Origin of the sequence: Terrimonas ginsenosidimutans, assembly GCF_022012415.1 — a bacterium.
In the GTDB taxonomy this organism is placed as follows: Bacteria; Bacteroidota; Bacteroidia; order Chitinophagales; family Chitinophagaceae; genus Terrimonas_A; species Terrimonas_A ginsenosidimutans.
Map to the genome: position 1 here is coordinate 140,073 of NZ_JAKLTR010000008.1, position 21,166 is coordinate 161,238.

Sequence of the window (21,166 nt, forward strand, 5' to 3'; positions counted from 1 at the left end):
TTGCGTTCTCCGCGATACTCCTACGCTATTGTTGTCTTAGAGTGGATCATAGTGTAATATTGGTTGCTTAAAGAACAGGAACATCCACAAACTTCCCTTTCAGTTCACCGGAAAAACCATCCGTGAAGGTCTCCCGCATTGCATCTCCTTTTTTGATCGCGTTCAAACCCTGGCTCATCATTCCAAATACAAAATAGCCGCTTGCTTTACCGTTCTCTACTTTCTCGATTACCAGTTTGCAGTTGGGTGAAATGGCAGGAAGTTTACGCGCCAGGCTTTCTGTTACATAAGTTGCCATGTGACCATTCGCTATGATCGGTGAGAATTTATAGATATAAGGAGTTTTGCCCGCTCCGTAATACAATACCGCCTTACTGGATTGGATCTCTGAAAACTTTTTGGTGCCATACATCGCATTCGATTGATTGGCTTCCTTGAATGGGAATGTCTCTGGTTTAAGACTCATATTCACTGATTGCAGCTCCACAGAAAAATAATTCTCTTTACTGTTTCCCTCTTCTTTACTGGCGATGAATGTGTACCTGTTATCTCCGCTTTTGATGAACTGTGCATACGGCAGTGTAATATTCACCAGTTTACTTTGCAACACTACTCCTCCGTTTGCTCCGCTTACGGCAGACGTCGAGCTGGTTTTGGTTGTAGCAGTATTTGCTTTTGAAGCAGCAGGTGTTCCCGCGCTTACGCCAGCGGGTTTTACATACTTATCCGCTTCTTCTTTAAAGATAAATTCCACGCGACGGTTCTGCGCTTTACCTTCCGGCGTTTTGTTATCAGCAATGGGTTGGGATTCACCGCGACCTTCTGTGGTCAGCTTGTCTTTATCAATTCCGTATTGATCAGACAGGATTGTTTTTACAGCCTCTGCCCTTTCCTGTGATAGTTTCTGATTGGCCGCATCTTCTCCATCGCTGTCTGTATGTCCAACGATCTTCACAGGAGCTTTCACATCTTTCAATACTTTACTGAGATCAAGCAGAGAGCCCATGCTTTCCGGGCGAAGTTTAGCAGTGCCTGTATAGAACAACAGGTTGCTTACCACTTTACCCTCTTCGAAAGCAGCCCGCGTATCAGGAACATCTTTTGCTACGCGAATGTTAGAGACATAGAACTCGGAACCGCCAAGGCTGCCAAACAGGAAGCCGAGCTGATTGGGGACCAGATCTTCACTTACGATCCCGGCATCATACAATTTCTTTTCATTCCACCACATCCTGAAACGTTTGCCCTGCACGCAGATGCTTACGTGAACGGGAACGGTGCTGGAGTACGGCATATCTGCCGACATGATATCAGAGATCTTCTTTTCATTTGAAGTGAGTGTGATACGGCTCTTATCGCTGGTGATAGCGTCAAACTGAATCGATTTTTTTCCTGATTGAAGGATAGATTCATCGGCAACAAGTTTGCCGCCGGTGTTCATCAGGAAAATAGTAAAGCGCGGATCGTAAGAACCTTTTACCATCAGCATATCAAATTCTATCGAAAAATTATTTCCCCAGCTTTGTTTCTTGTTACGCACGATATGTTCAGAGCTGGTAGCATGCATTTTCAACCAGTTTCCTTCCAGTCCTTCGATGGTTACTACTTCCGCGGAAGTTGACGTGATCCAACCCGTGGGAGCTTCTCCGGTATTATCTTTCTCAAAATTATCGTAGTACAAAACGGTTGTACCGGGTACAAAATCGAACTTGCTGTACACATTAAGCTTTGGCTTTGCTTCGGTGGCAGAAGCGGAAGGAGTGGCGCTATCGTCGCCGGCCGTTTCAGATTTCTCCTTGTTCTTTTCTTTATCCTTGCCTGCGCCTTCCAGCTCTTTTTCTGCTTTATTACTAACGGCTGATTCAGCCTTTTGCTTTAGTTTTTTCAGAAGTTGCGCCTGTGATGCTGATGTGAGCAGGAGCATTCCGGCGATCAGAAGAAGACTTTTCATTACTGCTTATTTAGGGATTAAAGGTGCAGCGCAAGTAAGGAGAATGATATCCCTTGAAAATGGGATTTTTGGCGGAATGACCGATTGTTTGGTACAACCTTGTCGGTTGAAGTGGCGTATAGGAACGCGGCGGACGCGGCGATACGCAACGGACGCGGCGAAAATAACCGCAAAGAATATTGTATTTCGTTGCGTTCGCCGCGTATCGCCGTGTCCGCTGCGTTCCTACTACGCAAATCAGGCAGCCGTCGGGCATAGAACTTCTAACATAATTTTCAGAACAAATCGCCATATTTTCCGTAAATTGCCAATATGCCAGGCAAAATCCATCATATGCTCGCTATCTCCGTCACCGCGAATCCCGTGCGTGACATGAGCGATGTATATACCTGGTCATTCCCCGAATTCCTGCCTTTCTGCAGGCATCTTTATGATTTTTCCAGCTTCAAAGCCTTTACCACTCAGGGCCCGGGCCTCATGCACCTGGCATAACTGCCTGGGTAATTTATCCGGAATTGCATCCATTTATTTATTGACTTAATGTATTGTCATGCATAAAAATGACGGACAGATCGCTATCAGCGAACGGTTCGTTCTTTTACTTGTGTTGGTGAATGCAGTCGCGATCAGAAGTGGTTTCACTACAAACCCCAAGTGGTATAAAGTGAGTTTCATTTGCATTCCGCTTCTGATCCTTACGATCGTAGCAGCCCGCAGGAAAAGAGCACCCGGCCTTAAATAACTATTTCTAAACAGGAACATGAATGAACAAAGCCGATGTTTTGTTCATTCACTCCTTTTCTTATTAAAAAACGATCATGCAAAAAACAAAAAAGAGCCTGCTGCTGACTGCGGCAGATTATGAAACCATACATGCCCTGTTAAAAGACAATACCAGCAAGCGCTGGTTCAACCGTACTGAAGCAGAAGATCTGCAGGAAGAACTGAAAAAGGCAACCGTTGTATCCAAAGAAACCATTCCGATGGATGTGGTGATGCTGTATTCTCTTGTTACTATCCGTGAAGAGGGCAGCAAGCAGTTGCGCAGCTTTACTATCGTTCCTCCGGGCAAAGCAGATATCACACAGATGAAGATCTCCGTCTTTTCTCCGATGGGTACGGCCTTGATCGGTTATGCAAAAGGAGAGAAAGTGCAATGGCGTGTGCCGGCGGGTCTAAAAACGTTCAGGATCGTTGATGTACAGCATCCACACAATTAATCATTTCAGATGAATATAATTTTAGTCCTTCTTCTTCCTTTTGGCTATTTCATCTACTTGCTGATCAGGATCCTGCTACAAAAAAAGCGCGACCGAAAACGTAAACAGGAACTGGCGCGTGTGTATAACAGTTTTGTATTGAGAGAGCGGATGATGATCGACCATTCGGAAGTTATTGGAGACATGGTCATTGCATTGAACCGGAATGGCAGGGAACTACTGGTGATAGATCATGGTGATCAACCAAAAAAGACACACAGGATCAGGCTTTCGACGGTTACAGATTGTCTTATCAAAGAAAGAAGGGAGAAACGCGGCAGTCTTGACAAAATAGAGCTGCTGTTGCTGATCAGGTCAGAAGCTACACCGCTGAAGATCTGTTTCCGTCCGGCAGATGATTCTCTGATGGAAGAACAATCGGTATTAAAAACGGCAAGAAGATGGAAGAACCTGGTGGATGTGCACAGGTATGTGATGAAGAGTGTGTGACAGGAGACGGAAAACTATGTATTCTCCACGATTTCCCTGCTACGCAGGAAACATCTTTGGTCGATTGCCGCAGGTTCCCGCAGATTACGCAGATGAGTTTGCAATAGTTGACAATGCGAGCTTATCCTGAATTATCATTAGAAGATAACGCAGATTAGCGGCTGACATGCGGAACTGATCTGCGCCCTTTGCGTTATTCCATCTAACAAAAATTTATCTGCCTTGCGTAAGGCCCCCTCTAAATCTCTCCCGAAGGGCTACCGTGTACCCATAAGTATTCGAATGGCGTAGGGGAACGCGGCGGACACGGCGATACGCGACGTACGCGGCGAATACAAAGTTTGCTATGGCTGTTTTCGCTGCGTACGTCGCGTATCGCCGTGTCCGCCGCGTTCCTTTACGCCATCAAGCTATCAAGAAATTATTCGGTCAAATAAAAGGAAAAATGTGAGTACACGGTAGCCCTTCGGGGGAGATTTAGAGGGGGCCTTACGCAGGGCGGCAGACAAGACGGTTAACTACCTTGTTCCGATTGAAATATGTTTCCTGACCGTAGGATTGCGATCCAGGCGCAGCTATTCTTACCGTTCAACAGGCACAACCTTATACTGCTTTCCCTTTTGTGTATCAAACTTCATTACAAAACCGTCGCCTTCCTTTTTTGCATCAACCTTTATCCCGGCAATCACAAATCGGAAACGTGAACGTATCACGCATTTCCCGCCCGCCAGCGACAGGATCTTTGCCCCGGCAAGTTCTCCGTCTTTCCAATCAATATCTACCTGGAAAGCACCCCTCGCTCTCAAACCTTTTATGCTGCCCGTCTTCCACGCAGCTGGCAATGCCGGCAATAAATGAAGAGATCCCTCGTGACTTTGCAACAACATCTCCGCCATACCAGCTGTGCCAGCAAAGTTGCCATCGATCTGGAACGGAGGATGTGCATCAAAGAAATTCGGATAAGTGCCTCCACCGCCTTTACTATCTGCTCCGGAATAATGCAGCAGGTTGCGGATCAGTTTATACGCATGATCTCCATCCTGCAATCTCGCCCACCAGTTGATCTTCCAGCCACGGCTCCAGCCGGTGCCTTCATCTCCACGGATCTCCAGCGATTTTTTTGCAGCCTGAAAGAAATCCGGTGATTGGGATAAAGTGATCTGTCTTCCCGGAAATAAACCAAACAAGTGTGAAGCATGGCGATGCTGTGGATCTTCTTCCTTAAAATCTTTATACCATTCGAGCAACTGCCCCTTACTGCCTGTTTTTAACGGATAAAGATTACGCTTTACATCGCTCAGTTGTTCCCTGAATTCTTTGTCATTATCCAACGCAGTGGATGCTTCGATCACGTTTGTCAGCAAGTCCCAGATAATAGACATATCCATCGTTGTAGCAACGGAAACAGATTGCGGCTTTCCATTCCTGTCAATAAAAAGGTTCTCAGGAGAAGTTGACGGAGCAGTAACCCAATATCCCGACACTTCATCTTTTACTAACCAGTCCAATGTAAACAAGGCTGCCTGTTTCATTACGGGGTAAGCAGTTTTCAGGTATTTGAGATCTTTGGTAAAGGCATAATGCTCCCATAAATGCTGGCAAAGCCAGTTGCCGCCCATATACCAGTTAGCCCAAAGAGGATCTCCATTGCCGATATCTCCGACCGGGTTAGCCAGTCCCCAGATGTCTGAGTTATGATGAGCTACCCAACCACGTGTGCCATAGAATTCGCGGGCAATATTTTTCCCCGTAGCGGAAAGATCTTTTATAAAATTTAGCAGCGGCTGATGCATCTCTGAAAGATTGGTCAGCTCTGCCGGCCAGTAATTCATCTGCGTGTTGATATTGATCGTATAATTGGAACTCCACGGGGCTCTTAATTCTTTATTCCAGATGCCCTGCAGGTTCGCCGCCGGACCTCCGGGTCGCGATGCGGAGATGAGCAGGTAACGGCCGTATTGAAAATACAATGTCTCCAACCCGGGATCGCTTGCGCCATTGGAATAGGCAAGTAATCGTTCATCAGAAGGTTTACCTGCAGATGGATTCTTTGCAGTACTGTCTGTCAGAACAAATGAGACCCGTTTAAAGTACCGCTGATAATCCTGTAAATGTTCTTTTAACAATACCTCGTAGGTTTTCCCTGAGGCAATATTAATAGCGGATGCTGCAATTGATTTCTCATTTTTCCCGTCACTGTCAGGGCACTTATCAAAACCGTTAAAGCTGGTTGCTATCGCAACGTAGCATACAATTTCATTTGCACCACGGATATGCAATCCCTCCGCATCTGTACTGGTCTGTCCACCTGCCGCAACTGCCTTTATACGGTTTTGAAAACGCATCCCGTTGCAACCTGACGTATCTTCATAGATCACATGTTCCCTTCCTTTTGGATTATAATAGCTCGGATCCACGTGAGCAGGGGCTTTGCCCGTTAAAAGTATTTCGCTGTTGCCATTTGACGTTGCGGTTGATTTCAACTGGCTTCCGAGCGAAAGATCGACACTTAATGCATTTTTCTTATTTGCCGTAAAACGGATCACAAGTATATTGGAAGGAGCATTGCAAAAAACTTCCCGCGTGTATGTTGTGCCATCAACCGTGAATCTGGTGGTCGCTATTGCCTTTTCAATATCGAGATCCCGGTAATATTGCTCAGGCTTTCCCTTCTTCAGATCCTGCTTTATATGGATATCTCCTGCCGGCATGTAAGACTCTGTATACAAACCCTGCATTTTCCTGGTAAGCTGATCCGCTTTGGCATAATCTTCTTCTTTCAATAGCGCTTCACGTACTTGTGACAGATATGATTTTGCTTGCGGATTTACGTTTCGTTTTACAGGGCCTCCGCTGTAAAGAGTGCTTTCATTTAACTGGATCAGTTCTTCATCTACTTTTCCGAAGATCATCGCGCCAATGCGGCCGTTACCGACGGGAAGGGCTTCCACCCATTGATCAGCGGGTTTGCTGTACCAGAGTTTTAGTGGAGATTGTGCAAAAGTATTATCAGCGTAAACAGAACAGGCAACCAGGAGAAAAACAGTAATTTTTTTCATGACAAATAATTAGCCCAATATAGCAAATTGTTGATCATTTAACAGCCATATTCACAGACCGGCCTTTCACGCCCCTTTCTAAAACGAATTCTTTCTGCGATCAGATCTTTACCATGGAAGGGGTCGATTTCTTTGATAAAAAAAGATGAGTCCGCGAGCTTTCTTTAAAAAAAAGCAACATAATAACCGCTTTCAGTTAACCGGATACAAAGAGAAGCCAATACCCCTCGATAATAAACATTTCAGTATAAAATAGCATTCCCGGTTCGGTGGCTGTTTTCTCCGATTCAGTAAATCTCCATCCCTGAAACACCCAGGCAATTGCTTACTTCGCAGACAATTTCAAACCAATGTCGTTTAGTAAAGAGATGGTCCTACAGTAGCTCGATGGCCGATGGCCGATGAACGAGTGCCGATGACCGATGGCCGATGACCGATGGCCGATGGCCGATGACCGATGGCCGATGGCCGATGGCCGATGACCGATGGCCGATGGCCGATGACCGATGGCCGATGGCCGATGACCGATGGCCGATGAGCGATGAGCGATGACCGATGGCCGATGGCCGATGGCCGATGGCCGATGGCCGATGGCCGATGGCCGATGACCGATGGCCGATGGCCGATGACCGATGGCCGATGGCCGATGGCCGATGAGCGATGAGCGATGGCCGATGACCGAGGGCCGATGACCGATGGCCGATGGCCGATGACCGAGTGCCGATGGCCGATGGCCGATGAGCGATGAGCGATGGCCGATGACCGAGGGCCGATGACCGATGGCCGATGGCCGATGACCGAGTGCCGAGTGCCGCATTTGGATGGAAGCTATTGCTCTTAATTGATATAGTGTATCCACTAATAAGTACATGTATTTTCGGCCAACGGCCATCGGCCATCGGCCATCGGCCATCGGTCATCGAGCTACTGTAGGACGTTCTCTTAACTAAACGCCATTGCATTTCAAACCGAAGCAACCTGTCGCTATGGAAAAAACTGCTGCACCAGGGCTGCACATCGTCCCGGCTAACAACCAGATGTGCCATTGTATCCAACTTTTCGGGGAGAGCCTCTTCCTCGACCACTTCGTTCAGAACAAACCGTTCAGATCAACACAATATTTACTCATTTTTATCGAACAGGGAAGTGTAACAATATCCGTCAACGGAGAACAGTCAATATATCCCGCTGGCAGCCTGTTCCTGGTCTGCCCCAGCCATCAGCTGCATTTCACTACATCACCCGGCAATTGTACCATGTACATACTTTCCTACGATGAACAAAGCGGCGAGAAATTACATCTTGATTTTGGTTGTTACAAAGCGTATCATGCCATCTTTGAAAAACGTGAGATTGTTTCCTATGCTATGGAAGACCCACTTCGTGGATATTTCACCTCGATGCTGCATCAACTGGACTACTATCTGAAGATCCGGCACGAAGACAATTTCAAGATTCATATTGTATCAAATATTTTCTCGGCGATCATTTATACAATGATCGATCTGATGCATGAAAATATTGACATGGAAGACCATTCTTATTCAAGAAAAGAAAAGATCGTGATGGATTTTCTTGACCTGGTGGAAAAAGAATTCCGAAATACAAAAGGCATTGGCCAATATGCAGAGAAACTGCATGTTTCGGTGCAGTATCTTTCAATCTGCGTAAGAACGGTCACACAAAAAACGCCGTCGTTCTTCATAAACCATGCTGTACTGACAGAAGCAAAAGCTTTGCTGTTAAATACCGATCATACATTATCTGCGATCGCGGATGATCTTGAATTTCCTGATCCTTTTACATTTGGAAAGTTTTTTAAGCGGCTAACAGGAACGAGTCCGGGAAAGTTCAGAAAGCGCGCCTGACAATCTGGAATTAAAGATCTGTACTTGGCTTGAAACCGACCAGTCAATGTTGTTTGACATAATGGCTTACGACAAATACTCCTTAACCAGCATCATGGATCTCGGGTATGAAAATCCCCGCGGCCTTATTTCCGTTAAAGTAATTTTAAGGCAGAAAGTGGTGGCTGCATGAAGGCCCGAGACTAATCGGAGAAGCCGTTTTCCTGTAAGGAATCTTCACAACATACTGGCGTAGGAGTATCGCAAAGGACGCAAAGACGTCGCCAGGCACGCAAGGATATACTTAGCGACCCTGGCGACGTCTTTGCGTCCTTTGCGATACTCCTACGCCATGCTCAGAAGAGATACCTCATCTTCCGGAACCGGTCATTTCCGCATTTCCAGCCGGAAAGGCTTCAACTTAAGGCAATTGACAACTTTAGACTTACTTTTGCAGTTATGTCTACTACCAATCCCCTTTTCGACGAGATTTTATCCAAACTAAAGATCAAGGCGCTCAATGAGATGCAGCTGGCCTCCATAGAGGCTGCCGATAAGCACGATGACCTGATCCTCTTATCGGCGACCGGCTCGGGCAAAACATTAGCGTATCTGCTCCCGCTGGTCAAATCGTTAAACCCGGAGGGCAAGAAAACGCAGGCGATGATCATTGTTCCCTCACGGGAGCTTGCTTTGCAGATCGAATCCGTGTTCAAAAGCATGGGGACGAGTTTGAAAGTAACCTGCTGCTATGGGGGTCATTTGAGAGAAACCGAAGAAAATAACCTTGTGCAGCCGCCGGCATTACTGATCGGAACTCCCGGCCGCCTATCAGACCATATCCGACGGGGAAATATCACCGTCGATTCAATCGAAACGCTGGTGCTCGATGAATTCGACAAATCACTGGAGCTTGGTTTCACCGATGAAATGTCATTCATTATTGGTTCCCTCCCATCCCTGAAAAAAAGAATGCTGATCTCCGCAACCGAAACCGTCAGGATCCCCGATTTTATTGGCATTCAGGATCCCGTGAAACTGAACTTCTTGAATTCAACTGATCAGGAAACAGGACTTACGATCCAGACAGTTGCAAGTGATGAAAAGGATAAACTCCAGACTCTATTCAGGCTGATCTGTATGCTGGGTAATCGTTCGACCATTGTCTTCTGCAATCATCGGGAATCCGTAGAACGCACAAGTAACTGGCTGAAAGAAAAAGATATTGTCAACGTGTTCTACCATGGTGCGCTGGAGCAACAGGAAAGGGATGCTGCATTGTGCAAATTCAGAAACGGAACGGCAAACGTACTTGTCACAACCGATCTTGCCGCAAGAGGACTTGACATCGCGAACCTCCGGTACATCATTCACTATCATCTGCCAGCGAGCGAAGATGTGTTCACCCACCGCAATGGAAGAACCGCGCGTATGGACGCAAGCGGCACGGCGATCCTGATACTGTCGCCTGAAGAAAAACTACCCGCTTACATCGATCCGGAAACGGAGAAAATAGAACTGCCGGAAACAGCCACATTGCCGGCAAAGCCACACTGGTCTACCCTTTTTATCGCTGCAGGAAAGAAAGACAAAGTCAATAAGATCGATATTGTCGGATTCCTTTCGAACCGGGGGCAATTAAAAAAAGAAGATATCGGCCTGATAGAAGTAAAAGATTTCTTCTCATTCGTTGCCGTGAGGAAAACAAAGATCAGTGCTGCACTTCAACTGATCAAGGAGCAAAAGATCAAAAATAAGAAGGTAAAGATCGCCGTAGCGAAGTAACGGGGCACGAGATCTGTTTTTAATGATTAATGACTAGAGGAAGTGCATTCACTTCCTGACCTTTCAGTCCCGGGCGAAACCCTGTTTTTATCAGAAAGGAAAAGTCAACCAATCAAAAACTGTCAATGAACACCAGAAACTTTCTGTCAATATTCATCCTTACATGCATCATATCATGCAGCAATAAGACTGCCGTGCAGGATGGTGTTGTTTCAAGGATAGCCGACTATAATATATTTGAGTATGAAGTGACCGGACTAGTGGAAGACAGTTCTGAACAATGGAAAAGATATGACAGTCTTTTGGCAGGTGTAACAGAAGAGTATCTTGTTAAGCTATGTGACCATAGAAGCCCTGTTATCCGGGCATATGCATTTTCCGGCCTGATCAGGAAAAAGAGTTCACATATATTCCGTGTGCTAAGGGAGCATATACATGATACCGCTTCCTTTACCATGGTCACAGGGTGCTTCTCTAATGCATGGTCGGTAACTGATTTCTATCTCCAAAACGTGGGGTATTATTATAAAGATTCTTCCTCTTACCGGATCGATCCCGAACAAAGAGCTTTTCTAGATTCACTGATGTTATTTGGCAATGAAATAACGCTGCGGCGTGAAAATTATAATGCTCCTCTTCTACACTCGCGCGCCTATATGCTCGAGCATATTCCTCATACTCCCTCCTACTATAAAAGGCTTCGGGAGATCGTCACAGCAGGTGTTATAGAAGCATTGCCTGCATTGGCGAAATTCCACAATGAGGATGATGTCCCCCTGATCAAAAAAGTGTATGAAATCGATGGCTCGATCGGAAACAGCTTTGTGTTCAAAGCGATCACAAACTTTCCGCATCCCGACCTGTTTCCAATAGTGGAGCAGGAAATTGAGAACAGTCTCCTGCATGATGACTATTCAGGCACTTCACCTTACCCATATTACCAGGCTCTTGTGCAGTACAAAACGCAAAGAACAAGAGAGCTATTGGTAAAGGCGATTTCGAGAACTGAACGTGAAGACCAGCAGCGGCTGGTAAGAAATATAAGATACCTTCTCAAAGAAAATCCGGATAAGATTTTCGAAGGATTATGAAAATAGGACGAGTCAGAGGTTTAATATTAATGATGAAGATTTGCCCCAACGTGTTGAAAAAAGTTACGGATATACCTAATCCACACTTAATGGCTCAATCTTTTTAAATAATGTATCTATTTTAGAATGAAGAGATGGGTTTGTTAACCGGTATAGCTCATCCAAAAAGTCTGTTGAAACAGGTTTTAGATTGGAATATTTATGCTTCTCAATAAAATTTCTCAGCACTTCATTTAATTTTTGTTCGCCTATTAATTCACTTAAAAGATACATCACCACGGCTCCTTTTGAATAGGATATATGAGTTTCCCCTGGCTGAACCATGTACAATGGCTGTTCTATTGAAAACCCTTTGCTGAAGGAATAAATATCGAGGTGCATTTTTATTCGATCCAACATTTTTTCTTTGCCATGCATCTTTTTAAGCAACATCATTTCAGTGTACATAGCCATTGTTTCAGTAAGCATGGCCGCCCCATCTCTGTCATCAGGATTTATTTGACTATTACCCCACCACAAATGTGACAGCTCATGTCCGGCCAATTCGTTGATCACATCCTGTTGCTTATCAGCCTTAATATTGGAGTGAAAAACCATGTTTTCTGTCATGTAGATGGTTGCAGGATAAGCCGTAGCTGCAAAGCCACCGGTAAAACCCGATACTTCTGCAAACCGGATGGTTTTAAATGGATAGTTTCCAAAATTTGTTTCGCAATAATCCATGGTTAACCGTGCGTTATTCATGAGATGATCTGCATTCTCTGCGTGTGTCGGGTGATAATAGATCTCAAAACTTTTGCCTTTATAGTTTTCCTTTTTTACAGCGTATTGAGCAGAGGATACAGCAAACCTGAACGGAATGGGATCATCGGTTTTGTACTGAAAGTAATTCCTGTTTTGTACTTTCCAGCTTTTGGTCAACTCTCCAACGCCAAGGGCCGTTTGATTGCCTGATGTCGAGATCGTCATGTCAATTGTTATGAAATCGTTATTGGCAGTCTTTGGTGCATCAAATGCAGTGATTGCTGATTTGGCTCCCAAATTATATTTTTTCCTGATTGTTTCATCCTCAATTTCATTTTCCAGCACATATCCAAAATGCGGATAGTATCGGCTAATGCGCATAAAGGAACCATTTTCAACAATGGCATTAAATGATTGATGTCCGTTCACCGCCTTCCACCGGTAAGAAATATTGAAATGAAAGGTTGCTTTTTGATTGGGCATTAACACTTTCTGCAATGCAAGTACCTGGTACTGATCTTTGACTGTAATTGTTTCATCCGCAATTTGAAATGCGGCACTTTCTATCTTAAAATCATTGGCAAAATTGACCAGGATAGTGTCGATATTTGAGCTGGTTTTGTTTTCAAGTGTGTAAGTTCCTTTTATATGGTAAGCGTTTTCTTCCGGAAACAAATCAACAGTTGTAATGATGCTGGTAACAGTTGGCTGGGGGCGGGTACTGTATTTACGATAAAGGGTTTCATAATTTACCTGTGCTAATAAACTGGCTTTTTCATTTTTGGGTTTATACCCTTCCACCAATTTTATCCCGGAATAGGAACAAGCAGCAACTGTTACAAGTAATATCACCCATCCATATCCTCTTCTATTGGTTTTCTTTACCAGGTAAGAGATGGTGAGCAAAATTATCAAACAACAAAATCCAAAGAACATTCCTTTTGCAAAGTCAGCACCATATAGGCCGAAGCCATTCATATCACTATAGTTTACCCGAACACCGTAGAATATCTTCGCCAGGGGATAGGTTATAATTTTTTTACCAATGGACGTTGCCATTATGAAAACAAATAATACTGCCACACCCAATCCTGCATATTTTCGATTGATAGCTTTTTTGATCAACAATAGAAATCCGCTCATGAGTATCAATGGCAGTGAAACAAAAAGAAACAGGTTGCTATACACTTTCCATTCAATAATTGGGTAGTTGTATAATAATTGGAATGCAGTTCCTTCAACAATTAATGCAAGGGTAAATATTAATGCCACAACTGCTAATGATATCCACTTTGCAAAAAAACCGGTCGAGGTATTGGCGGTACTGTTTTCAATCTGGTTAAAACGTGTATTTCTGCTGCGCCAAAAAATATCAAATGCATAATACAATACGATGATCAAACCCAATTCGTAAAAATGCTGAATAATGGTAGTGGTCATTAATCCCGAGCTCACATATTGCTGTGGAATTCTGAGGCCCTTTTCAATTGCTGCATACATTTCCATTCCTACTCCGAAAAGTACGTACAAGAAAGCCAGTATAAAGGGTATGCTTTTTACAATATAGGTTAAATACATTTTAGTAAAAGAAAGCAAAGCTTTCAGTTGTGCCAGGGCATGATGTTGTGTGGATATAGCTTTGTAGCTGTAACTTAAATTATGCTCACGGGTATTTTCTTTTGATCCCGACCGGAGTTTTGATTGTTTTTTTGAAAAACTAAATTTCCTGATACTTATATAAAGGAGCAGTACAGAGATAAGGACAACAATCATTCTATTCAAGGCAAATAATCCGTTCAACGAAATCAGCGCTGTGTTTCTTTGCTCCACAGTCCAGGTTGAAGTTTGATAAAAGTATGCGGACATACCAAATGGATCCACTATAGCACTGATTAACCTGGCTTGTTCCGATTGCGGCAATGCTCCCGCCATTAATGGTGAACCCGAATAAATAAGGGTGACCGTATAAAGCATGTACAACAATAGTCCGCTAACGTAAATGGTCAGTTTGTTTTTTGAGATCCATCCGGCAAAGCTTAACACAGCCGTTGTAAAAAGCGTGTTGATAAAGGTAAACAAGAGGACAGGTTGTATATAATAGAGTAATGAAACAGACTCATACTTTAGGTTGGATGCCGATAATTGATGGCCAAACAAAAAGCTTCCTGTAAGTAAAACGGTGAGGGAAAAGCCGATGGTGAACAATGATGTAAACCTTGCTGCAATAAATTGATTTTTCCTGATGGGTGTGCTGAAAAATATCTCCTGAAAATTATTGTCCAGCTCTTTGTTTACATGCTGGGCAGTAAAAATGGTTGAAAATAGTATGGCTGATAAACTGAAGAGTGCGGTGATAAAAGAAATTTGGTAAGGTGAATTTTGATAAACACTTTCGCTTATTGTAAAATGTGCATCTTTTCCTATCACTACGCCCAATGCAACTATCAAAACCAGCAATACCCAGGTGGTCCATCTTTTGAAGAAACGCTTTATATCGAATAAGAATAAGGTATTCATCATCAGTTTGAGTTTTGATGGAGTATAGAGAAGTACACATCTTCCAGGCTGGGGTCTATGGGCTGGAACCCAGCGGGCATCCTATCGGCCAGGATATGAATATTTAACTTGCCCGTTATGAATTGTGAGGATATAACCCTGTGATCTCTTTTATGGTCATCAAGCTCCTGCTTTATAATTTGTTTTCTTCCGATACGTCCTTGTAAACCAGCGATCAGATCATTGGGGTTGCCCTGTTGCAAAACAGACCCGTTATTGATGATGGCCATTTGCGAACACAAATTGCGGACATCTTCTACCAGATGTGTAGAAAGAATGATGATGATGTCTTCTCCCAGTTCGCTGAGTAAACTGTTAAACCTGTTACGTTCTTCAGGATCAAGTCCTGCCGTGGGCTCGTCAACAATAATAATCTTCGGATTACCCAATAATGCTTGTGCAACGCCAAATCTTTGTTTCATGCCACCTGAAAAAGTATGCACTTCTTTTTTCCGGTCAGCAAATAGATTTACTTTTTGCAGCAGCGATAATATTTGTTGCTTTCTGTCATGAGTGTTGGTAACTCCTTTCAAAATAGCCAGGTGGTTCAGCAGATCGTATGCCGATATTTTAGGATACACGCCAAAGTCCTGCGGTAAAAAGCCCAACTGTTTTTTAAGGAAGAAGGGATCATCAGCAACATTTACATTATTGAAAAATATCTGACCGCTATCTGCAGTTTGCAGACCAACAATAGTGCGCATGAGCGATGATTTTCCGGCACCATTTGGACCCAGCAATCCAAACAAACCATTGTTTATTTCCAATGAAATGCTGCTGATGGCTTTTACTCCATTGAGGTAAGTCTTGCTCAGATTTTTGATAATTAATTTATTCATAGCGTAAACTTTTAGGCAATGGAATTTTGGACAGGAACCGGCCTTTTTTTACAGGCACTATCCACTAGTGGTCATCTGTTGTGATGTTTAAGGTTTATTTGTAAGTTTTAAGGCTTATACCATTAAGTTGCATAACAAAGATATCCCTAAACCATGATACCTTGTAATACATAATACTATACCGGGCTCAAAGGGCTGATTAATGGTCGCTTTTGCGGATGACCGGCAAGACATTTGTTTTTGGCTTGCTCGCTTTTGCTTTTATGTGATACCTACACCTTGGTCATCTACCCGACAACTATATTTCCCAGAGACTATCACCCCATACGAAGCCCCATCAATCAGAACACACCGATTTTGGGGAGGCTTCTAAACTGGTTTTGCATAAAAGAGGCCGAGGACAAAAGCTTTCCGCATAATCACCGTACCACACCTCGAACTTTTCTTATCCGGTTTTAGCTAACAATTGTCTCTCCATCTCGCCAAATACTTTAACTCCTCTATTATTTGGTTCGAGTTTGAGATCCCTGGACTGTGTATTTTGTTACGCTTCTTCTATATCCATTAGTGTATGCCGCCATAAAAGCAGAAAAACAACTGCCTTATGATACCAGCGGTAATAACATACTTGATTGGGAGGAATGCTGTTTGAACGCAACTACCGTAAGCAGGCCACCGAAGCACTGGAGTGGGGAGCGGCTTAAAATCCCGCCGATAGCTCCTGGTATGGCCACCTGGGTGATATACACGCTGTATGGAAACAATATGATAAGGCAAAATGGTATTATCAGAAAGCAATATCACTTATGAATGGTGACCAGAAAAAACAAACCAATGCTAAACTAAGCGGGTTGCCTAATGATAATTAGCATTTACTTACTTACTTTGCCAGAAAACAATGGGATTATTTGATAAATTCTTTGGAAAGAAGTTAAGCGGTGATACTTCAAAGCAAGCTTCAAAAATCATCCAGCTTCAAGGGGACGATACTTCTATTTTAACGCGCGAGAGTGTTGGGTTTAAAATTATTAGGCCTTTGACTAATGAACAAACGGAAAAAATAGACAAGTCGACACTATTGTTACGGACAGGACAACTTTATATGCACTATTGGACAGATAATTTGGTTTGTACAGACCGAAATGACCCGGAATGGCAAAATAAGGTATTGTTTTTTTGGAAAGCAGAAGAACCCTTTGCGAAGAAAGCACTTCCACCAACGTTTGAAACTTTTAAAAGGAGGCATTTTCTTTTTACAGGTGACACATCAAAAATTTCGTTACAAGTTGGACAGGCTATGCCCTGGTTTGGTATGCCAGGACTTGGAGAAAAGCACGTCTGTGAATTAAACGGGAAAAAAGTTACAATTCCTGAATTAGATGAATTAGGGTTGATTGAGTATATAGAACAAGTTGAATTAACATCTGACAATTACGACATCCTGACAAAGCGGGATGATTACTTTTTCTTAATTGACGATAGCGTAACTCCTTTTCAAAACGGTAATTTTTATTTGAACGAAAAACCAATCCCAATTCACTTGGCATACACTATTGGAGGCATTCATATCTTTAAAAAAGTTAAACCTAATCAGGCGGAATAAAAAAATACCCCATAACAAGGCACTGGCAGAAGCGGGAGAACGGGGGACCCCGATGTCAAATTTGACTTTTTAATTTTTTACTACCATCAATACTCCCTCCTGTACGCTACGCAGCCGATCATAATTCAAGATCCGGGGAATCAAATTTGTCCTTATTCAACAATCAGTTCGTTCAGGCCCGCGTGACCTTTTCCGTCTCTCATAAGTTTATTAACGGGTGTTTGAGGATCGGAAGTCCAATCTCCATCCACAATATATTTATAGAGGTACCTCCCTTTGGGAAGAGCTAAGCGGCAGGTCCACCCACCATCTACCTTCACCATCGGGGTGCCGAACATATTCCAGTTGTTGAAGTCACTGACAAGGGATACTGATCTGGCATTTTCAAAACCTTTCAGGAAAAACGATGTAGTGCCTTCGAGGCTGGGCAGAACACTGATATAGTCGCGGCGTGGAAGAAGGCTGTCTCGCATTGCCACCTTATATACAAGGAAGGCTACAATAATGGCGCTTTCCCTGAGGTCTTTCTGGTTAACATACTCCACCACATCCATATTTGTATGATGAACAGCGGATATGTAGTTCAAGGGATCCTGGATAAACTGAAATGCAGGAATATTCAATGCATCAAATAATTCGTGATCCGTTTGGTTACTGTATTGGAGGGTCACAAACCCATTTTCATCTTTATTGAAGGGGGCAAGATAAGCTTCCAGAATTGGTTTGATCTTGCTGTTTCCCTGAGCATAAATACCTCTGATCTTTCCTGTGCCGTTATCCAGGTTGAAATAAGCGGAAATATTGGCGAAGTCGGGCTTGGTCCGATTACTCATCAAATCACCAACATGCGCATCAATGTACTTCCGGGAGCCGGCGAAAACCTGTTCCTCCCCACCCCACAAGCTTAACTTTACACTTCTTTTGAGGTTCAGTCCGGCTGCTTTCAGCAGGCGCATTGCCTCGATCATGACGGCGCATCCGGCTGCATTATCAACCGCCCCTGTCCCCCCATGCCAGGAGTCGAGGTGTGCTCCGATCATCACCTGCTCTTTTTGCAGCAAACTGTCTGCTCCTTTCATTGTAGCGATGACGTTGACATTATACTCAGGATTATAATTATAGGCTACATCCAAGTGAAGTTTCAACACCGGGGAAATGCCTTGTTTGATAAGCCGGATCAACCTTCCGAAATGTTCGTTGGCAATTACAAAAGAAGCAACGGGCTTAATGTCATCGTTTTTTCTATAGGAAGGAATATTCCGGTTGCCATCCACATGTAATATGCCATAGGGATAGTCGCTCGGCTCCAGCAAAGCCAATACTCCCTCCTGTTGGCAAAACTGAAAAAAAGGTCTCATGTCATCCCTTCTTTTTTCCTGGGACGCTATCGCATGTTGGGTAGAACGCCGGCTATGATAACCGATAAGCAGGTCATTAGGATCCGGGTTATCTGCGGCTTGCCGTAACAGATCTTTGGACAGCAACGCTGATCCTATTTGCTGAGCCCCCCTGAAGGAATGAAAATCCTGTCCTAACAACAAGATCTTATTTTTGAGTTTACCCTTCAGGGTTTTAAAACTATCGATGTTGTCCAGCAGGACAACAGATCCCGAAACAGTTCCTTTGGTGGGTTGGGTATAGGCCAGAGGATAGGCAACAATATGCATAAAGTCAGGAACCGTCATCTCAACATTAAATGACTTGATCGTCCAGCCCCTGAACTGTTGATCAAACGATTCAAATTGAACTTCATCAACTCCAAACGAAATGAGCTGTTGTTTTACCCATCCAGCTGTGCGAAAATAATTCAGGGTGCCCAGCAGCCGCGGCCCGTTGATGTCAGCAAGATTGTTAAGGGATGAAGAGATGGAGGAATGAATATTTGCGGCAGTTCTGATTTTTTCTAACGCCAGGCTATCGTTAGACGCTTGTCCAAATGCCGCATGTAACGGCATGCAAAATATTGCGCAGACAATTCCGGATTTGATGGTAGTCATAACAAATGAAGCTTAGGAAATGCATACGTTCTTACCCAGGTCGAAACGAATAAATAAATGAAATATTTTCTTCATTTCTTCATTTATTTATGTCGATAATGAACTTATAAGCTGGTGGCAGCAACACTGTTTAGCAGAGTTTAACCCCTAAAGTTTGTGATGAAGAAAAATCATTGGCGAACCGCAGAACAACGTAAGCCTTTATGAAATAAAGGATCAAGCGTAAAAGTTGCGGGATGGTTGTCTAAATGTTTAATGGTTTAAAAGTTTAAAGTTTTTGCTTTTGCTTTGCTTCGGTCCCTCGGCTGATGTAATCAGGCTTGCCGGTATTCTGCAAACGGGTTATTATTATTTGTCCACTTACAAGTTTTTAAGCGATAGCTACCTGATCGGGTACAAAAACGTGAGCGCGCCTTGAAGCGATATATGCTCCTTAGATACGACATTCTGGCACGCGAAGCCAGTTGATGTGTGACTTATGATAATCATTCAGGGTCAAACTCCGCGTGTTTTTGAAATGCTTGTTAGTCGTCGTTAGTTCGTCTCTTGGTCGTCCTTTGGCCGTCCAAAGTTTGACGGGATTTCAGGCAGTGAAAAATGGTGACAAGCTGACACGCTGAGGGCGATAAATCTTTTGAGCGACTGGCCTGAATTCCCTCTTCCGCTTCGCTACGGTGTAAGAGCCGGTAGAAGTTAATGCGAGCGATGCTCATCCGGAACATTTCAACCCAAGCCATTTTGCAGACCATCCCCCAGCTTTTCAATATGATCCGAAATAAACGATGTGGGTAAGTATTCAACAAAAAAGCCAAAAGCAAACTCATTTTTGAATTTTTACTTTTGACTTTTTACTTTTTTTCGAGGTCCCTAGCGGATTCGAACCGCTGTAGAAGCTTTTGCAGAGCTTTGCCTAGCCACTCGGCCAAAGGACCATTTTTGTCCAAAACCAGCTGATCAGCCTTGTTTTTTGGACAGGCGCAAAAATAAGATATTTTTGGTTAACAAACAGAAGGTTTTCTAATTAAATAAGTTATATGAATCGAATTGCAGAGTCTGAACTGATAATCAACCCGAGGGGTGCCGTTTATCACCTCGATCTGAGACCTGAAGAAATCGCGGGAACTGTGATCACGGTTGGTGACCCGGACCGTGTCAAAGAAGTCAGCAAACACTTCGATTCCATCGAGGTTCAAAGACAACACCGGGAATTCGTTTCGCATACGGGCTATGTGGGTAAGAAAAGATTAACGGTATTATCCTCAGGGATCGGACCGGATAATATCGATATCGTAGTGAATGAACTGGATGCACTGGTCAATATTGATTTTGAGACCAGGCTTATTAAATCTGAACTGAAAGCACTTAACATCATCCGGATCGGCACCTCCGGTTCTCTGCAGGCCGATATCCCCGTTGATAGCTTTGTTGCGTCCACACATGGTCTGGGCATAGACAATCTTCTGAATTTTTACCGTCACGAACATAACGAGGAAGAAAACCAACTGTTACATTCTTTTGTTACACATACGCAGATGCATGGACAGATAGGCAATCCTTACGTAAGTGGCGCTGCCCCTTCCCTGCTAAAACATTTTGTAAAAGACTTCCACCACGGTATTACCGTAACCTGCCCGGGGTTCTATGGCCCACAGGGAAGAATTCTCAGATTAGGCGTGCGGAACCCGGCCCTGATCAACCGGCTCACCGATTTCCGGTTTGGTCAGCACCGTATTACCAATTTCGAAATGGAGACTTCCGCCATCTACGGACTCGGCAGGTTACTCGGGCACAATTGCCTGGCAATCAATGCTATTGTTGCCAATCGCGTGGTCCAGGAATTCTCCAAAGACGGCAAAGCCGCTGTGGAAAAGCTCATCCAGAAATTCATCGGCATTTTTGCAGAGGAGAAGTTATAGGTACCAGAAGTTTCAGAGGTTTCATAGGTTCCATAGGTTTCAGAGGTTTCTGAAGTTCTATTATTCCGA

General features: G+C 43.8%; 15 protein-coding genes and 1 tRNA gene. 9 read left to right on the forward strand and 7 right to left on the reverse strand.

Annotated features, from left to right (window positions below; genetic code table 11):
* Positions 1–67 precede the first annotated feature (67 nt).
* Positions 68–1,951: an OmpA family protein gene (locus tag LZZ85_RS13820; protein WP_237872669.1), complete on the reverse strand. Its 1,884-nt coding sequence runs from the start codon at positions 1,949–1,951 to the stop codon at positions 68–70.
* Between the two features lie 312 nt (positions 1,952–2,263).
* Between LZZ85_RS13820 and LZZ85_RS13825 the strand changes: the two genes are divergently transcribed.
* From LZZ85_RS13825 to LZZ85_RS13840, 4 genes are all read left to right on the forward strand, one after another.
* Positions 2,264–2,443 carry a hypothetical protein gene (locus LZZ85_RS13825; RefSeq protein ID WP_237872671.1) on the forward strand — a complete coding sequence of 60 codons (180 nt, stop codon included), beginning with the start codon at positions 2,264–2,266 and terminating at the stop codon, positions 2,441–2,443.
* Positions 2,444–2,501: 58 nt separating this feature from the next.
* Entirely contained in the window at positions 2,502–2,693 is a 192-nt protein-coding gene (locus LZZ85_RS13830) for a hypothetical protein (RefSeq protein ID WP_237872673.1), read from the forward strand.
* A 76-nt stretch (positions 2,694–2,769) separates the two neighbouring features.
* Positions 2,770–3,171 carry a GreA/GreB family elongation factor gene (locus LZZ85_RS13835; RefSeq protein ID WP_237872675.1) on the forward strand — a complete coding sequence of 134 codons (402 nt, stop codon included), beginning with the start codon at positions 2,770–2,772 and terminating at the stop codon, positions 3,169–3,171.
* Between the two features lie 9 nt (positions 3,172–3,180).
* Positions 3,181–3,660 (forward strand): hypothetical protein, encoded by a 480-nt coding sequence (locus LZZ85_RS13840; protein WP_237872676.1) that lies wholly within the window; start codon positions 3,181–3,183, stop codon positions 3,658–3,660.
* Between the two features lie 581 nt (positions 3,661–4,241).
* On the opposite strand, the gene LZZ85_RS13845 is transcribed toward LZZ85_RS13840, so the two are convergent.
* Both LZZ85_RS13845 and LZZ85_RS28835 read right to left on the reverse strand, forming a co-directional pair.
* Positions 4,242–6,719: a glycoside hydrolase family 95 protein gene (locus LZZ85_RS13845; RefSeq protein WP_237872678.1), complete on the reverse strand. Its 2,478-nt coding sequence runs from the start codon at positions 6,717–6,719 to the stop codon at positions 4,242–4,244.
* 374 nt (positions 6,720–7,093) lie between these two features.
* Positions 7,094–7,765, reverse strand: coding sequence for a hypothetical protein (locus LZZ85_RS28835; RefSeq protein WP_432422772.1), 672 nt, complete (start codon positions 7,763–7,765; stop codon positions 7,094–7,096).
* Between LZZ85_RS28835 and LZZ85_RS13850 the strand changes: the two genes are divergently transcribed.
* The 3 genes from LZZ85_RS13850 (at position 7,706) to LZZ85_RS13860 (ending at position 11,442) form a co-directional block, all read left to right on the forward strand.
* Entirely contained in the window at positions 7,706–8,587 is an 882-nt protein-coding gene (locus LZZ85_RS13850) for a helix-turn-helix domain-containing protein (protein WP_237872680.1), read from the forward strand. The genes LZZ85_RS28835 and LZZ85_RS13850 overlap by 60 nt on opposite strands.
* A 438-nt stretch (positions 8,588–9,025) precedes the next feature.
* A complete protein-coding gene (locus LZZ85_RS13855; protein WP_237872682.1) occupies positions 9,026–10,351 on the forward strand; it encodes a DEAD/DEAH box helicase in 1,326 nt (441 codons plus the stop codon).
* 125 nt (positions 10,352–10,476) lie between these two features.
* Positions 10,477–11,442: a hypothetical protein gene (locus tag LZZ85_RS13860; protein ID WP_237872684.1), complete on the forward strand. Its 966-nt coding sequence runs from the start codon at positions 10,477–10,479 to the stop codon at positions 11,440–11,442.
* A gap of 75 nt (positions 11,443–11,517) precedes the next feature.
* Here the strand turns inward: LZZ85_RS13860 and LZZ85_RS13865 are convergent, their stop codons facing one another.
* Together LZZ85_RS13865 and LZZ85_RS13870 are read right to left on the reverse strand one after the other, a co-directional pair.
* Positions 11,518–14,706, reverse strand: a complete 3,189-nt coding sequence (locus tag LZZ85_RS13865) for a M1 family aminopeptidase (protein ID WP_237872686.1) — start codon at positions 14,704–14,706, stop codon at positions 11,518–11,520.
* Positions 14,706–15,581, reverse strand: a complete 876-nt coding sequence (locus tag LZZ85_RS13870) for an ABC transporter ATP-binding protein (RefSeq protein WP_255724111.1) — start codon at positions 15,579–15,581, stop codon at positions 14,706–14,708. The genes LZZ85_RS13865 and LZZ85_RS13870 overlap by 1 nt, the downstream gene beginning before the upstream one ends.
* An 898-nt stretch (positions 15,582–16,479) precedes the next feature.
* On the opposite strand from LZZ85_RS13870, the gene LZZ85_RS13875 reads away from it, so the two are divergent.
* A complete protein-coding gene (locus tag LZZ85_RS13875; RefSeq protein WP_237872690.1) occupies positions 16,480–17,184 on the forward strand; it encodes a glycohydrolase toxin TNT-related protein in 705 nt (234 codons plus the stop codon).
* Between the two features lie 152 nt (positions 17,185–17,336).
* Here LZZ85_RS13875 and LZZ85_RS13880 read toward each other — a convergent pair whose 3' ends face one another.
* Together LZZ85_RS13880 and LZZ85_RS13885 are read right to left on the reverse strand one after the other, a co-directional pair.
* Positions 17,337–19,181 carry a M20/M25/M40 family metallo-hydrolase gene (locus LZZ85_RS13880; RefSeq protein WP_237872692.1) on the reverse strand — a complete coding sequence of 615 codons (1,845 nt, stop codon included), beginning with the start codon at positions 19,179–19,181 and terminating at the stop codon, positions 17,337–17,339.
* An 861-nt stretch (positions 19,182–20,042) separates the two neighbouring features.
* Positions 20,043–20,113, reverse strand: a tRNA-Cys gene (locus LZZ85_RS13885).
* 102 nt (positions 20,114–20,215) lie between these two features.
* On the opposite strand from LZZ85_RS13885, the gene LZZ85_RS13890 reads away from it, so the two are divergent.
* Positions 20,216–21,097, forward strand: coding sequence for a nucleoside phosphorylase (locus LZZ85_RS13890; protein WP_237872694.1), 882 nt, complete (start codon positions 20,216–20,218; stop codon positions 21,095–21,097).
* Positions 21,098–21,166: the final 69 nt, after the last annotated feature.

What these genes read in the sequence shown, in the direction of transcription:
- LZZ85_RS13845 (WP_237872678.1), bottom strand. Translation starts at nt 6,719, where the DNA reads ATGAAAAAAATTACTGTTTTTCTCCTGGTTGCCTGTTCTGTTTACGCT.
- LZZ85_RS13875 (WP_237872690.1), top strand. Translation starts at nt 16,480, where the DNA reads ATGGGATTATTTGATAAATTCTTTGGAAAGAAGTTAAGCGGTGATACT.
- LZZ85_RS13850 (WP_237872680.1), top strand. Translation starts at nt 7,706, where the DNA reads ATGGAAAAAACTGCTGCACCAGGGCTGCACATCGTCCCGGCTAACAAC.
- LZZ85_RS13860 (WP_237872684.1), top strand. Translation starts at nt 10,477, where the DNA reads ATGAACACCAGAAACTTTCTGTCAATATTCATCCTTACATGCATCATA.
- LZZ85_RS13830 (WP_237872673.1), top strand. Translation starts at nt 2,502, where the DNA reads ATGCATAAAAATGACGGACAGATCGCTATCAGCGAACGGTTCGTTCTT.
- LZZ85_RS13890 (WP_237872694.1), top strand. Translation starts at nt 20,216, where the DNA reads ATGAATCGAATTGCAGAGTCTGAACTGATAATCAACCCGAGGGGTGCC.
- LZZ85_RS13825 (WP_237872671.1), top strand. Translation starts at nt 2,264, where the DNA reads ATGCCAGGCAAAATCCATCATATGCTCGCTATCTCCGTCACCGCGAAT.
- LZZ85_RS13870 (WP_255724111.1), bottom strand. Translation starts at nt 15,581, where the DNA reads ATGAATAAATTAATTATCAAAAATCTGAGCAAGACTTACCTCAATGGA.
- LZZ85_RS28835 (WP_432422772.1), bottom strand. Translation starts at nt 7,765, where the DNA reads ATGGCACATCTGGTTGTTAGCCGGGACGATGTGCAGCCCTGGTGCAGC.
- LZZ85_RS13820 (WP_237872669.1), bottom strand. Translation starts at nt 1,951, where the DNA reads ATGAAAAGTCTTCTTCTGATCGCCGGAATGCTCCTGCTCACATCAGCA.
- LZZ85_RS13840 (WP_237872676.1), top strand. Translation starts at nt 3,181, where the DNA reads ATGAATATAATTTTAGTCCTTCTTCTTCCTTTTGGCTATTTCATCTAC.
- LZZ85_RS13865 (WP_237872686.1), bottom strand. Translation starts at nt 14,706, where the DNA reads ATGATGAATACCTTATTCTTATTCGATATAAAGCGTTTCTTCAAAAGA.
- LZZ85_RS13835 (WP_237872675.1), top strand. Translation starts at nt 2,770, where the DNA reads ATGCAAAAAACAAAAAAGAGCCTGCTGCTGACTGCGGCAGATTATGAA.
- LZZ85_RS13880 (WP_237872692.1), bottom strand. Translation starts at nt 19,181, where the DNA reads ATGACTACCATCAAATCCGGAATTGTCTGCGCAATATTTTGCATGCCG.
- LZZ85_RS13855 (WP_237872682.1), top strand. Translation starts at nt 9,026, where the DNA reads ATGTCTACTACCAATCCCCTTTTCGACGAGATTTTATCCAAACTAAAG.